Origin of the sequence: Streptomyces sp. NPDC005266 (assembly GCF_040607655.1) — a bacterium.
Lineage (GTDB): Bacteria > Actinomycetota > Actinomycetes > Streptomycetales > Streptomycetaceae > Streptomyces.
The window spans coordinates 214,649-228,224 of the sequence record NZ_JBEXHC010000009.1 but is presented as its reverse complement, the minus strand read 5'-3'; the positions used below and the strand labels follow the sequence as shown (position 1 = coordinate 228,224).

Here is a 13,576-nt window from a genome sequence, read left to right as displayed (position 1 = left end):
CGCGGCGCACGCGGCGGACACGGCCGAGGATGCCCGCCGGGCGGCGCAGGCGGTGCTGTCCGGCGAGTGAGCCGACGACCAGGGTCCGTCCCCAAAGGCGCCCCGCCGCGGTTGGCGAAGCACACGCTCGCCCAGTGCGAGCGGGCCGCCTCCGCGGCGCACGCGGCGGACACGGCCGAGGATGCCCGCCGGGCGGCGCAGGCGGTGCTGTCCGGCGAGTGAGCCGACGACCAGGGTCCGTCCCCAAGGGCGTCCCGCCGCGGTGCTCGCGGCGGGACGCCCTTGTCTGCGACGCCTTTGTCTCAGACGCCCTTGTCTCCTTCGGGGCGGGCGAGCGGGATGCCCGCCCGGTACTCGACGCCGTGCTCGGGCGGAATGGGCTCGCCGGTCTCCGCGTCGGTGCAGTACGCGGTGAACACCTCGGCTTCGCTCAGCGGGCGCAGCCAGCCGCCCAGCAGCGCCCAGCCGCGGACCACGTCCGGGGCTCCGGGCGTGAGGGTCCGCAGCACGATGCCGCCGGGGCTCTGGCGTGCGATTCCGCAGGCCAACACGGTGCGGAAGAGCTGCGCCGCGGAGGTGTCGAGGCGCGGCGGCCGCTCCCCCGTCGCCAGGGCATGCAGCACGGCGACGAGCGAGGTGCCGCCGGCCGGAACGCTGCACACCAGATGGTGCGCCCCCGGTCCGGCCGCCTCGACCACCGCGCGGAGCGCGGCCGAGGCGAGGTCGAGCGCGGCGCGGACGATGTCCTCGCCACGGTCGCCGAGGCCGCCCGCTTGGGAGAGCAGCGCCGTGGCGTACTCCCAGGTGGCCTGTTCCTCCGCCACGCCGATGAGCCGCGGGACCAGTCGGTCGATCGGCTGGCCCTCATAGGTCACGCTGCCGCCCGCGGCGGCCAGCTCCGCCGTGTAACGGGTGCGGCTCGCGGGGCTGTCCGGGTCGAGCCGGAGGTCCGCGCAGTACTCCTGGTAGGCGACCGGGTCGAAGAGGGCGACGGTGGTGTGCACGCCCTGTGACGCGAGCGCCCGCAGCAGCCCGTCCATCTGCCGCAGATAGAGCGCGTGGTCGTCGAAGGCGAAGGACGCATAGCGCCGCATGGCCGTGAAGTCCCGCTCGTCGGCCAACAGGGCCACGGTGCTGGGGACTTCCCTGCGTAAGGCGCGCCGCGCGGTGGGCTTCGCGGCCCTCGCCGGCTTCTTTGTCTTCCTGTGCTTGCCGGGCCGGTGCGTGCCCGGCCGGTTCCGGTCCCTGCTCCCCTTGCCTGTGTGCGCCATGACTCCCCCTCAGCGCGGACGTTCAGTGCTCACTCACCGTAACCGGGGCCACTGACAACGCCTCGTCACCGCGGTCCCGCACCAGGTGGCGCTGGGCGCCGCACATCGCGGCCAGCGCCGCGCCGAAGCCGAGCCAGCCGATCGGGCCCGCCGCGATCGCCACCGTCACCGCCAGTGGTCCGACGCTGCGCTGGACGGCCTGGGCGAGGCCGTGGACGCCGAGGTAGGCGCCCTGTGCGGTGGCCGGGGCGAGGACCACGGACAGCTCCCAGGAGATGGTGGCGTGCAGCATCTCCGCGACGGTGAAGGCGGTCGCGGCCAGCACCAGCGCGCCGACGGCGAGCCAGCGCGCGCCCACGGTCGAGGCGGCCAGTGCGGCTCCGCCGAGGAGGAAGGACACCGCGAGCGGCCGGAGCGTGGTGCGTGCGGTATGGGGGGTGGCGCCGAACCGGGCAAGGGGGACCTGGAAGAGCACCACGAGCACGTTGTTGAGCACGAGGAGGAGCGGCACGAGCTCGTGCGGTGCGCTCGTGGCCGTGACGGCCCACAGCGGCAGGCCGATCTTGAAGACGGAGTCGTCGAGGAAGAGCACGGCCTCGGTGGCGGTGTAGGCCAGATAGCGGCGGTCGCGCCAGGGATTGGGCGGCGGTGCGGCGTCGGGTATCCGCTCCGCGGTGCAGGTGGCGGCCACGCGACTGTACGACGGTGGCTCGGCGCAGCGGAGCGTGAGCAGCGCGGAGGCGGCGAAGGAGAGCGCGTCGCCGATGAGGAGCCAGCGGTAGACGGTGACCGTTCCCCCGGTGAGCGCCCCGGCCGCGATGAGTCCGCCGACCGCCCAGCCGATGTTCATGGCGGTGCGGTTGATGGCCTGGTAGCGGGCGCGGTCGGAACCCGCGACCCGGGTCGCGTACAGCTTGGTGAGGACGGAGGCAGCCCGGTCGCCGAGGCTGCCGAGGGACGCTATGGCGAGCAGCAGGCGCAGATCCGTGGTGGTGAGGAGGGCGAGCGAGGCGGCCGCGCGCACCAGCTGTACGGCGAGGAGGAGTGGGCGCAGCGGGATCCGGTCGGCGAGGAGGCCGCCGAGGGGCGGGCCCGCGATGCCGATCGCGCCGGAGACGGCGAGCAGGATGCCGATTTCGGCGGTGGTGAGCCCGGCGGCGTAGGTGAAGTAGAGCGCGGCGGTCGCGCCCCACAGGCCCGAGCCGACCCGGTCGACGAAGCTGACGATCAGCATTCGGCGGCCGTCCGGGCCGCCGGGGATACGGGCTATCGGCGCCGTGTGCCGCCAAGTTCTCTTCATGTGGCCCCCCTTGACACTCAGTTTTGTATTGATACATAATATTTTCTGTGGTGACACAATATGAGATCAGCGGTACGACAGCCAAGGGGATCGCCGCATCGATCGAAGAGGGGGTCGTGGATGGGCAGTTGGCTCCGGGCACCGCCCTCCCACCGGTGCGCCGGCTGGCGGAGCGACTGGGTGTCAGCCCCGGCACCGTCGCGACGACGTACAAGGAGCTGCGCCGACGCGGCATCGTGGTCACCCATGGGCGGGGCGGCACGGTCGTCGCCGAGGCACCGTCGGTGGCCTCACGCCGTCCGCCGCCGGTGCCGGACGGGGTGCTCGATCTGGCGGGCGGTCACCCCGATCCGGCCTTCCTGCCCGCCCTGCTGCCGGCCGCCCGGCTGTCCCCCGGAGTCCGGCCGCACCGCGCCCGGCCCCGGCTGGCCGGTCTGGAGGAGACGGCCCGCGCGTGGTACGAGCGCGACGGCGTGCCCAGCGGGCATGTCACCTTCGCCCAGGGCGCGCTCGACTGCGTCGCCCGGCTGCTGTCGGTGGAGCTCAAACCGGGCGACGCGGTGGCGATGGAGGACCCGGGCTACCACCACCTCCTCGATCTCGTCCCGGCGCTGGGGCTGCGCAGTGTGCCGGTGGCCGTGGACGACGAGGGCATCCGGCCGGACGCGCTGCGGGCCGCGCTCAGGGCCGGGGTGCGCGCGCTCGTCTGCAGCCCGCGCGCCCAGAATCCGTACGGGGGGTGGTTCTCGGCCGGGCGTCGGGAGGCCCTGCTGGAGGTGCTGGGTGACGCGCCCGAGGTGCTGGTCGTCGAGGACGACTACGCCGCGGACATCGCCGGGGTTCCGCTGCACAGCCTCACGACGGGGGGCCTGACCCGCTGGGCCCAGGTGCGTACGGTCTCCAAGCACCTCGGGACGGACCTGCGGTGGGGCTCGGTCGCCTGCGACCCGACGACGCTGGCCCGCCATGACGGCCGGCTGCTGCTGACCTCCGGCTGGGTCAGCCATGTGCTGCAGGAGACGGTCGGCCGGCTGATGGCCGATCCCGACACCCAGTCCCTGGTGACCGGGGCCCGCTCGGCCTACGCCCGGCGGCGCGAGGCACTGCTGGCCGAGCTGGCGACCCGCGGGATCGCCGCCCACGGGGCGAGCGGGCTCAATGTGTGGGTGCCGGTCCGGGACGAGGCGGCGGTGGTCAACGGTTTGCGGACGCGCGGCTGGTGGGTCGCGGCCGGGGCCCGCTTCCGGCTGACGTCGGGGGCGGGGGTGCGGATCACGACGGCGGAGCTGCCGGTGCGGGACACGGAGCGGCTGGCCGCGGATCTGGCGGGGGTGCTGGGTGAGTCGCAGGCCACGTACGGGGGCTGAGGCCCCTCCCCGCCACCCCCGCCCTCTCGTCAGGTGGCCGACGGGCGCTTCGCCTGGGCCAGCCGCTCGTAGAAGCGCAGCAGCTCCACGTTGTCCACCGAGCCCGGGTTGACCGCCTTGTCCAGCGAGGTTCCCTGGAGGAGCCGCTTGACCGGGACCTCGATGCGCTTGCCGGTCAGGGTGTGCGGGACCCCGGGGACCTCGATGATCTCGTCGGGGACATGGCGCGGGGAGAGCCGCGTCCGGATCGTGCTCTTGATGCGGTCCAGCAGATCGTCGTCCAGCGTCGCCCCCGGGGCGAGATGGACGAACAGCGGCATCCAGTAGCCTCCGTCCGGCTGTTCGACGCCGATGACCAGGGACTCCCGGATCTCGGGGAGGCGCTCGACCGCCTCGTAGATATCGGCCGACCCCATGCGCACGCCCTGCCGGTTGAGGGTGGAGTCGGAGCGGCCGTGGATGACGACGCTGCCGCGTGAGGTGAGGGTGATCCAGTCGCCGTGACGCCAGGCGCCGGGGAACATCTCGAAGTAGCTGTCGCGGTAACGGCTGCCATCGGGGTCGTTCCAGAAGCGGACCGGCATGGACGGCATCGGGCGGGCCACGATCAGCTCGCCGACCTCGTCGATCACCGGCTTGCCCTGCGGGTCCCACGCCTGGAGGTCGGTGCCGAGGCCGGGTGCCTGGAGCTCGCCGATGTGGACGGGGAGGGTGGGCACGGCTCCCGCGAAGCAGCTGCAGACATCCGTCCCGCCGCTGACGGAGGCGATCCACATGTCCTCCGCCACCTCGTCGTGGATCCAGCGGAAGCCGTCGGGCGGCAGCGGGGAACCGGTGGTGGCGACGCACTTCACCCGGGAGAGGTCGAAGTCGCGGCCCGGGTGCACCCCGGCCTTGCGGCAGGCCATGACGTACGCCGCCGAGGTGCCGTAGAGCGTGGTCCCGGTGCGCTCGGCGACGCGCCACTGGGCGGCGGTGTCCGGGTAGCCGGGGCTGCCGTCGTAGAGGACGACGGTGGCGCCGGCGAGCAGCCCGGACACCAGGAAGTTCCACATCATCCAGCCGGTGGAGGTGTACCAGAAGAAGCGGTCGTCGGGCCCCAGGTCGCAGTGGAGGCCGAGCTGCTTGAGGTGTTCCAGCAGGATGCCGCCCTGGGACTGCACGATGGCCTTGGGCAGACCGGTGGTGCCGGAGGAGTAGAGCACCCACAGCGGATGGTCGAAGGGCAGCGGCTCGAAGACCGGCTCCGCCGGGTCGCGGACGATGTCGTCCCACTCCAGGGCGGACTCGGGGGCTGGGGTGCCCAGCAGCGGGATGTGGACGACGGCGCGCAGGGTGGGCAGCTCGCGGCGCAGCTCGGCGACGGTCTCGGTGCGGTCGTGTGTCCTGCCGCCGTAGCGGTAGCCGTCGACCGTGAACAGCACCACCGGTTCGACCTGCTGGAAGCGGTCCAGGACGCCGCGGGCGCCGAAGTCGGGGGCGCAGGAGGTCCATACTCCGCCGACGGCGGCGGTGGCGAGGAGGGCGACGGCGGCCTGGGGGATGTTGGGGACGTACCCGCTGACCCGGTCGCCGGGGCGCACGCCCAGGCGCCGCAGCTCGGCGGCGACCGCGCCGACCTGGCCGCGCAGCTCGGCCCAGGTGACCGGGCGGGGCTCATGGGTCTCGTCGACGGACAGCAGCGCGGGGGTCTCCGCGCGGGCGGGGTCCTCCGCGGCGCGCAGCGCGTGCTCGGCATAGTTGAGGGTGGCGCCGGGGAACCAGCGTGCGCCGGGCATGGCGGCGTCGGCCAGCACGGTCTCGTACGGGGTGGTGAAGCGCACCTCGAACCAGTCGGCGACCGCCCGCCAGAAGGTCTCCAGCTCCCCCACCGACCAGCGGTGCAGCGCGGCGTAGTCCGCGGCCGGGTCGCCGGGGATCGGGGCGGGCGCGCCGTACCGCTCGGCGGCCCAGGCGTGGAAGCGGGTCAGCCGGGACCGGGCGATCCGGTCCGCGCCGGGCTGCCACAGGGGGCGGGGCGGATGGTCGGGGTGCGCTGCGGTGGTCATCTGTGTCGGCTCCCGGGCTGTCCGCGTCGGTTGCACTCGTGTCGGGTACAACCGCGTCGTATGCGTCCGCGTCGTATGCGTCCGTGCAGGACGATGCCATGTGATCGACTGACGCACCAGGGGCGCCACTCCACATCGAGGGCCGGGGTGATGTGGGCGGACCACGGGTGAACGGCAGTTGAACTCTGGCCGCACCCGGCCCGGTCAATGGCAGGGTGATCAGTATGGATGCGCGTGACCTGGTGCGGTGGGCGAAGCTGGTGCGGTCGGTAAAGGTCGTCGGTACGGCGCAGGGGCTGCTGTCCCTGCGCTCGGCGTGGCGGCATCGGCGGTCCGACGCGGTCGGGCTGGAGCGCCGGGGCACGGAGCTGGCCCGGATGCCGGGGGTGGTGGAGGGGGCGGATCCGCAGCCGGGGGGCGGGGTGGTGCGGTTCGCCCGGTCCTCGCTGCGGGTGCGGGTGACGGCGGGCGGGGCGGTGTTCTGCGGCTGGGACGGGGCCGAGCCGGAGCCGTCGTACGCGCTGGACGGCACCTGCCCGGAGGCGGACGAGCGGGTGGCGCTGGAGCCGGACACGGCCGGTGGCTGGCGGGTGGTGTCCGAGCGGGTCACGGTGACGGTGTCGCGGACGGGCGAGGTGGAGGTGCGCACCCCCGGCGCTGTGCTGCTCCGGCGGGATCTGCCGCCGCGCTGGTGGGAGCCGGCCGGTGCGGGAGCCCCGGGGCAGGACGGTGCGCTGCACGGCGGGGCGGGCGCACGCTGGCTGCAGCGGTCCGAGGTGGCGGCGGACGCGCGGTTCTTCGGACTGGGCGGGCGGGCGTCGGGGCCCCGGCTGCGGGACGGCACCTACCGGCTGTGGAACACCGATCCCGGCGGCAGCTTCGAGCCCGGCGACGATCCGCTGTATCTGACCATGCCGGTGCAGCTGGTGGTGGCCGACGCGGGCACCCATCTGGTGTTCCACGACAACTCCTGGGACGGCACGGTCACGCTGCGGGAGGGCCAGGAGGGCGCGGGCTCCGGGCACGACCGGCCGGGCGGCTGCCGGATACGGATGGACGGCGGCCCGTTGCGCTACTGGGTGATCGCGGGAACGCCGGCCCGGGTGCTGCAGGGCTGGGCGGCGCTGACGGGCGCTCCGGCGGTCCCGCCGCGGTGGGCGCTCGGCCACCATCACGCGCGCTGGGGGTTCGGGGACGCGGAGGAGGTGCGACGGGTGGTGACGGGCTACCGGGAGCGGGATCTGCCGCTGTCCGCGGTGCATCTGGACATCGACCACCACGCCGCGAACCGGGTGTTCACGGTGGACCGGGGGCGCTTTCCCGATCTGCCGGGGCTCGCCGCCGAGCTGCGCGCGGGCGGGGTGCGGCTGGTGTCGATCGTCGATCCGGCGGTGAAGGCGGAGCCGGGCGACGCGGTGTACGACAGCGGGTCGGCGGAGGATGTGTTCGTCCGCGACGCCCGGGGGCGGGAGGTGCGGGGGGTGGTGTGGCCGGGCGAGGCCGTCTTCCCGGACTTCACCGATCCGCGGGTGCGCAAGTGGTGGAGCGGGCTGTACGCGGAGCGGCTGGCGCAGGGCTTCTCCGGGGTGTGGCACGACATGAACGAGCCGGTGTCGTTCGCGGCGTTCGGCGAGCCGACGCTGCCGCGCTCGGCGCGGCACGCCCTGGAGGGCCGGGGCGGCGACCACCGCGAGGCCCACAATGTCTACGCTCTGGCGATGGCGCGGGCCGGTTACGAGGGGCTGTGCGAACTGCGCCCCGGCGAGCGGCCGTTCCTCTTCTCGCGCTCGGGCTGGGCGGGTCTCCAGCGGTACGGGGGCAGCTGGTCCGGCGATGTGGCGACCGGCTGGCCGGGACTGCGCGCCTCGCTATCGCTGGTGATCGGGCTCGGCCTGTCGGGGGTGCCGTACTCGGGCCCGGACATCGGCGGTTTCACCGGCTTTCCCTCCCCGGAGCTGTATCTGCGCTGGTTCCAGCTGGGCGCGTATCTGCCGCTGTTCCGCACCCATTCGGCGATCACGGCGGGGCGGCGCGAGCCGTGGGAGTTCGGGCCGCGGGTGCTGGAGCACGCGGCGGCCGCGCTGCGCGAGCGGCAGCGGCTGCTGCCGTACTTTGTGACCCTGGCGCAGCTGGCCGGGCGCACCGGCGCCCCTTATGTGCGCCCGGTGTGGTGGCGGACGCCGAAGGACCGGGAGCTGCGCGACTGCGAGGACGCGTTTCTGCTGGGGGACGCGCTGCTGGTCGCGCCGGTGCTGGAGGAGGGCGCCGAGCGGCGCACGGTCCGGCTGCCGCGTGGCCGCTGGTACGACACGGCGACCGGCCGGGCGTACGAGGGCCCCGGGCAGGTGGAGCTGGAGGCTCCGCTGTCGCACATCCCGGTGCTGGCGCGGGCGGGTTCGGTGGTGCCGGTGGCGGGCCCGGACGGCGGGGTGGAGCTGGAGGTGTGGCTGCCGTGCCAGGGGCGCAAGGGCGGCGGGGGCGGGTGGCTGGCCGTGGACGCGGGCGACGGATGGGAGAAGACCGAGCTGGTGCGGTTCGCCACGCGGCTGCGCGGGGGTGAGGTGAGCGTGGAGCGGGAAGACGGGGGCGAGGCGGGGTACCCGTTGCGGGTACGCGGCGAGGTGCCGCCGCCACCGTCGAACCGGTCGCGGGGGCACCGCTAGGTTCTGGCCCGCGTGTCCGGCCGGGCGCGGCGCCGTTCTCTCACGGGCGCTCCGCCCGGAGGCGCCCTCGGCGGTGGTGGGCGGCCGAAGGGCCCGTGCGACCGCCCTGCCGCGGGCGCGGCGTGGCCACGGCGCGATGTGCTCGGTAGCGGGGCGGCCCGGTACGGTCAGCCGCACGGTCGCAGCCAGGATGGAACGGCCGGGCCGCATGGGGTTGTTCGCGGACCGCGTGGCTGATAGGTGGAAGGGCCATGACAAGATTTACCGCCGCGCTGCGTGCGCTCGCCCTGCCCGTCGCCGCCCTGCTGGCCGTCGCCTCCCCCGCCCCGGCGCAGGCGACGGCCGAGCCCAAGGCCCCGAAGGAGTTCGTGGCCCTGAGCGATGTGGATCCGACGATCCGGCAGGAGATCCGCTACTTCACCCCGCACAACTTCACCGGCCACCGGGTGGACGGCTACCGCAGGCCGATGTGCGTCCTGACCCGCCCCGCCGCCGAGGCGCTGCATCAGGCCCAGCGTCACCTGCTGCGGCGCGGCTACACACTGAAGGTGTACGACTGCTACCGCCCGCAGCGCGCCGTGAACGACTTCGTGGAGTGGGCCAAGGACCTCGACGACCAGAGGATGAAGGACGAGTTCTATCCTCGGGTGGACAAGACACGGCTGTTCGCGGACGGCTATATAGCCGAGAAGTCGGGCCACAGCCGGGGCAGTACCCTGGATCTGACGATAGTGAAGCTGCCCGCGCTCCCCACGCGTCCGTATGTGCCGGGTGAGAAGCTGGTGCCCTGTTACGCCCCTCAGGCGGAGCGCTTCCCGGACAACTCCGTGGACATGGGCACCGGATACGACTGCTTCGATACGCTCTCGCACACCCTGGACCCGCGGATCACGGGGCAGCAGCGTGCCAATCGGTTGCTGTTGAAGAGCACCATGGAGTCCCTCGGCTTCGTCAATCTGGCCGAGGAGTGGTGGCACTACACCTACAAGCCGGAGCTGTTCCCGGACACCTACTTCGACTTCCCGGTCTCCCGCCGGTCGTTGACCGGTCACTGACCGCCCGTCACAGCCGCCCGCCCGCGGTGCCCGAGGACAGCCGCTGCGCGATGCACACGGGCACCACGGACAGGGCGATGAGCAGCGCGGCGACGACGTTGACGACGGGTGCCTGATGATCCCGGTCGATCCGAGCGGGGGGCTCGCGTCGTTCGGGGAGGCGGTCCCGGCCCAGGCCATCGCCCAGGTGTGCGAGCTCACCTGGCAGCTGCGCGGGCAGGCGGGCGACCGTCAGGCGGCGGGGGCACGCACCGGAATCACCGCTGACCAGGGGCTGTTCGGCCATGGCGCGTCGATCGTGGCGGTCCGCTGATCCGGGCGCACGCCGGGCGGCTGTCCCGGGTCATCGTTGCCGTCCATCACCTTGACGCCCCTGGACCGCCGGTGAACACTGCTGCGGTGTCAGTCGGCGTCGCCGCGCGCAGACTCCCCCACGCTCACCCCCCATGGGCGATTCCGATGCATCCGCACGCTCGCAATGACCCAGCACGGAGGACCGGGGCAGTCCGCCCCGGGCGAGGTCCTAGGAGCCGCCATGAGCAATGGGGACATCTTCACCGGTGAGGTCATCGGCACCGCGATACTGATTCTCTTCGGCGCCGGCGTCTGCGCCGCCGTCACGTTGAACCACTCCAAGGCCAAGGCCTCCGGATGGATCGTCATCGCCTTCGGCTGGGGTTTCGGTGTGCTCGCCGGGGCCTACACCGCGGGCCCGCTCTCGGGCGGCCACCTCAATCCGGCCGTGACCGTCGGCATCGCCGTCGACACCGGCGACTGGGACAAGGTTCCGCTCTACATCGCCGGTCAGATGGTCGGCGCGGTCCTCGGTGCGGTGCTCGCCTGGCTGGTCTACTACGCGCAGTTCGCGGCCAACGCCGACCGGGACAACGCCCTGCCCACGCTCGGGATCTTCTCGACCATCCCCGAGGTCCGGAACCCGGTCGCCAACCTCGTCACCGAGATCATCGCGACGTTCGCCCTGGTGCTGCCGGTCCTCGCCTTCGGCCTCACCCAAGGGCTCGGCACGTCCGGTACACAGACCCTCATCGTGGCCTTCCTGGTGGTCGGCATCGGCCTCTCCCTCGGCGGGCCGACCGGCTACGCCATCAACCCGGCGCGCGACCTCGGGCCGCGGCTGGCGCACGCCGTTCTCCCCATACCCAACAAGGGGCCCTCGGACTGGGGTTACTCCTGGATACCGGTGGTGGGCCCGCTGATCGGGGCCGTGCTCGCGGGTCTCGTCTTCAACGCAGCCTTCTGACCGAAGGAGACGCCATGCCGAACAACACGGACAGATACGTCGCGGCGATCGACCAGGGCACCACCTCCAGCCGCTGCATCATCTTCGGCCACGACGGCGCCACCGTCGCCGTCGACCAGCGCGAGCACCGCCAGATCTTCCCCAAGCCCGGCTGGGTCGAGCACGACGCCACCGAGATCTGGGCCAAGACACAGGCCGTGGTCGCCGGCGCGCTCGCGAAGGCGGGGCTGCGCGCCGACCAGTTGAGCGCCCTGGGCATCACCAACCAGCGCGAGACGACGGTGCTGTGGGACCGCGCGACCGGCAAACCGGTGCACAACGCGATCGTCTGGCAGGACACCCGCACCTCCGCCCTGTGCCATGAACTGGGTGGCGAACACGGGCAAGACCGCTTCCGGGACACCACCGGACTGCCGCTGGCCAGCTACTTCTCGGGCCCCAAGGCCGCCTGGCTGCTGGAGAACGTGCCGGGACTGCGCCGCCGCGCCGAACTCGGCGAGATCGCCTTCGGAACCATCGACTCCTGGCTCATCTGGAACCTCACCGGCGGCACCGACGGCGGCGTGCATGTCACCGATGTGACCAACGCCGGGCGCACCCTGCTGATGGACCTGGAAACCCTCCAGTGGGACACCTCGATCCTGGCCGCCATGAACCTTCCCGAGGCGATGCTGCCCGAGATCCGCTCCTCGGCCGAGGTGTACGGCACGGCGGTCGGGCAGCTCGCCGGGGTGCCGGTGGCCTCCGCGCTCGGTGATCAGCAGGCCGCCGTCTTCGGCCAGACCTGCTACGGCGTCGGCGAGGCCAAGAACACCTACGGCACCGGCAGCTTTCTGCTGCTCAACACCGGCGACCGTCCGGTGCCCTCCAAGAGCGGGCTGTTGACGACGATGGGCTACCGGCTCGGCGGCGAGCGGCCCGTCTACTGTCTGGAGGGGTCGATCGCGATCACCGGCGCGCTGGTGCAGTGGTTCCGCGATCAGTTGGGGATCATCCGCTCCGCCGATGAGATCGAACCGCTGGCCGCGAGCGTGGCCGACAACGGCGGTGCGTACATCGTCCCGGCCTTCTCCGGACTCTTCGCCCCGTACTGGCGCTCGGACGCCCGGGGCGTGGTCACCGGCCTCACCCGCTATGTCACCAAGGCACATCTGGCGCGCGCCGTGCTGGAGGCGACCAGCTGGCAGACGCGCGAGGTGGTGGACGCGATGTACCAGGACTCCGGGGTACGGATCACCTCGCTGAAGGTCGACGGCGGGATGACCGCGAACGGGCTGCTGATGCAGCATCAGGCGGATGTGCTGGGCGTACCGGTGATCCGCCCGGTGGTGGCCGAGACCACGTGTCTGGGCGCGGCGTACGCGGCCGGGCTCGCCACCGGCGTCTGGCAGGACCTCGACGAGCTGCGGGCGCACTGGCAGCGGGACACCGAATGGACCCCGCGGATGGGCGCCGAGGAGCGCGAGCGCGAGTACGGCAACTGGCGCATGGCGGTGGAGCGCAGCTTCGGCTGGCACAAGGAAGACCAGGCTGCACAGAGCGCCGAGGGCCACGCGTAGCACCTTTCACGAACACGGTGCACGCGATGCCGCGGCCCGTACCCCGGACGGCGGAGTACGGGCCGTGGCGCGCTCCCTAGCGGCGGGTGGCGGAGGCGAGCATCGCGTGCTCCACCACGGAGATCAGCACTTCCTTGACGGACTCCCGCTCGCGGGCGTCGCATATGATGACCGGCGTCCCCGGGTCGAGGTCGAGCGCGTCGCGCACCAACTCCTCCGGGTAGATCTCGGCGCCCTCGAAGCAGTTGACGGCCACCGTGAAGGCGATGTCGCGCCGCTCGAAGTAGTCGACGGCGGCGAAGCAGTCCTCCAGCCTACGGGTGTCGGCGAGCACCACCGCGCCCAGCGCGCCGGTCGCCAGCTCGTCCCACAGAAACCAGAACCGGTCCTGCCCCGGTGTGCCGAAGAGGTAGAGCACCAGGTCCTCGCGGAGCGTGATGCGCCCGAAGTCCATGGCGACGGTGGTGGTCGTCTTGGACTCCACCCCCGCGATGTCGTCGACCGGCCGGCCCGCCTCGGTGAGCAGCTCCTCCGTGCGCAGCGGTTTGATCTCGCTGACCGCGCCCACCAGGGTCGTCTTGCCCGCACCGAACCCCCCCGCCACCAGTATCTTGAGCGTCACGGGTTCGATGATGTGAGAGCGGCCTCGGTCAGAGTGCCCGTAGCCCATTGATCACCTCGCGCAGAATCCTCTCGTCCGGCAGTTCCGCCGGAGGTACGGGCCGGGACACTCGGACGAGTGCCGCGTGGAGCAGGTCACCGATCAGCACGCGGACCACGCCGACCGGAAGGTCGAGCTCGGCCGCCAGTTCGGCGACGGACTGCGGGGTGTCCCGACTGCGTTCGACGATGTCGAGGTGTTCCGGGGACAACGTCTGGTCGGTGACGCTCCGTTGGTCCGTGCTGTCGGCGACGACGACGGCGATCAGGTCGAGCTTGCCCTCGGCCGCGCTGCGGGTGCGTCCCCGCGTCATCGCGTAGGGCCGGACCACCGGTCCCGCCGCGTCGTCGAACCAGCGGGCGGCGCTTTCCCCGTCTCCGGTCATGTCCCC

10 protein-coding genes and 2 pseudogenes are annotated in these 13,576 nt (G+C 72.7%); 6 read left to right on the top strand and 6 right to left on the bottom strand.

Translation table 11 applies throughout. The features are described from left to right. Positions 1-302: 302 nt before the first annotated feature. Entirely contained in the window at positions 303-1,130 is an 828-nt protein-coding gene (locus tag ABZU99_RS19525) for a hypothetical protein (protein ID WP_356049131.1), read from the bottom strand. A 163-nt stretch (positions 1,131-1,293) separates the two neighbouring features. Further along, entirely contained in the window at positions 1,294-2,571 is a 1,278-nt protein-coding gene (locus ABZU99_RS19520) for an MFS transporter (RefSeq protein ID WP_356049132.1), read from the bottom strand. Between the two features lie 47 nt (positions 2,572-2,618). Here ABZU99_RS19520 and ABZU99_RS19515 point away from each other — a divergent pair, with 47 nt between their 5' ends. Further along, a complete protein-coding gene (locus ABZU99_RS19515) occupies positions 2,619-3,938 on the top strand; it encodes an aminotransferase class I/II-fold pyridoxal phosphate-dependent enzyme (RefSeq protein ID WP_355955056.1) in 1,320 nt (439 codons plus the stop codon). A gap of 29 nt (positions 3,939-3,967) precedes the next feature. Here ABZU99_RS19515 and ABZU99_RS19510 read toward each other — a convergent pair whose 3' ends face one another. Next, positions 3,968-5,986 carry an acetoacetate--CoA ligase gene (locus ABZU99_RS19510; RefSeq protein ID WP_355955053.1) on the bottom strand — a complete coding sequence of 673 codons (2,019 nt, stop codon included), beginning with the start codon at positions 5,984-5,986 and terminating at the stop codon, positions 3,968-3,970. Positions 5,987-6,210: 224 nt separating this feature from the next. Here ABZU99_RS19510 and ABZU99_RS19505 point away from each other — a divergent pair, with 224 nt between their 5' ends. Together ABZU99_RS19505 and ABZU99_RS19500 are read left to right on the top strand one after the other, a co-directional pair. Continuing rightward, positions 6,211-8,649: a glycoside hydrolase family 31 protein gene (locus ABZU99_RS19505; RefSeq protein WP_356049133.1), complete on the top strand. Its 2,439-nt coding sequence runs from the start codon at positions 6,211-6,213 to the stop codon at positions 8,647-8,649. A gap of 251 nt (positions 8,650-8,900) precedes the next feature. Further along, positions 8,901-9,704, top strand: coding sequence for a M15 family metallopeptidase (locus ABZU99_RS19500; protein WP_355955047.1), 804 nt, complete (start codon positions 8,901-8,903; stop codon positions 9,702-9,704). Between the two features lie 7 nt (positions 9,705-9,711). Here the strand turns inward: ABZU99_RS19500 and ABZU99_RS19495 are convergent. Continuing rightward, positions 9,712-9,828: pseudogene (locus ABZU99_RS19495) on the bottom strand (ABC transporter permease); the annotation flags it as partial. Between ABZU99_RS19495 and ABZU99_RS19490 the strand changes: the two are divergent. From ABZU99_RS19490 to glpK, 3 genes and pseudogenes are all read left to right on the top strand, one after another. Further along, positions 9,823-10,017: pseudogene (locus tag ABZU99_RS19490) on the top strand (lipid-transfer protein); the annotation flags it as partial. The pseudogenes ABZU99_RS19495 and ABZU99_RS19490 overlap by 6 nt on opposite strands. Before the next feature lie 222 nt (positions 10,018-10,239). Then, positions 10,240-10,965, top strand: a complete 726-nt coding sequence (locus ABZU99_RS19485) for an MIP/aquaporin family protein (RefSeq protein WP_355955044.1) — start codon at positions 10,240-10,242, stop codon at positions 10,963-10,965. Positions 10,966-10,979: 14 nt separating this feature from the next. Further along, positions 10,980-12,524 (top strand): glycerol kinase GlpK, encoded by a 1,545-nt coding sequence (gene glpK, locus ABZU99_RS19480; RefSeq protein ID WP_355955041.1) that lies wholly within the window; start codon positions 10,980-10,982, stop codon positions 12,522-12,524. Between the two features lie 76 nt (positions 12,525-12,600). On the opposite strand, the gene ABZU99_RS19475 is transcribed toward glpK, so the two are convergent. After that, positions 12,601-13,194: an ATP/GTP-binding protein gene (locus tag ABZU99_RS19475; protein WP_355952567.1), complete on the bottom strand. Its 594-nt coding sequence runs from the start codon at positions 13,192-13,194 to the stop codon at positions 12,601-12,603. After that, entirely contained in the window at positions 13,175-13,570 is a 396-nt protein-coding gene (locus tag ABZU99_RS19470) for a DUF742 domain-containing protein (RefSeq protein ID WP_355952565.1), read from the bottom strand. Before ABZU99_RS19470 ends, ABZU99_RS19475 begins: the two co-directional genes overlap by 20 nt. Between the last annotated feature and the right edge of the window lie 6 nt (positions 13,571-13,576).

What these genes read in the sequence shown, in the direction of transcription:
- ABZU99_RS19505 (WP_356049133.1), top strand. Translation starts at nt 6,211, where the DNA reads ATGGATGCGCGTGACCTGGTGCGGTGGGCGAAGCTGGTGCGGTCGGTA.
- ABZU99_RS19485 (WP_355955044.1), top strand. Translation starts at nt 10,240, where the DNA reads ATGAGCAATGGGGACATCTTCACCGGTGAGGTCATCGGCACCGCGATA.
- ABZU99_RS19510 (WP_355955053.1), bottom strand. Translation starts at nt 5,986, where the DNA reads ATGACCACCGCAGCGCACCCCGACCATCCGCCCCGCCCCCTGTGGCAG.
- glpK (WP_355955041.1), top strand. Translation starts at nt 10,980, where the DNA reads ATGCCGAACAACACGGACAGATACGTCGCGGCGATCGACCAGGGCACC.
- ABZU99_RS19500 (WP_355955047.1), top strand. Translation starts at nt 8,901, where the DNA reads ATGACAAGATTTACCGCCGCGCTGCGTGCGCTCGCCCTGCCCGTCGCC.
- ABZU99_RS19475 (WP_355952567.1), bottom strand. Translation starts at nt 13,194, where the DNA reads ATGGGCTACGGGCACTCTGACCGAGGCCGCTCTCACATCATCGAACCC.
- ABZU99_RS19520 (WP_356049132.1), bottom strand. Translation starts at nt 2,571, where the DNA reads ATGAAGAGAACTTGGCGGCACACGGCGCCGATAGCCCGTATCCCCGGC.
- ABZU99_RS19470 (WP_355952565.1), bottom strand. Translation starts at nt 13,570, where the DNA reads ATGACCGGAGACGGGGAAAGCGCCGCCCGCTGGTTCGACGACGCGGCG.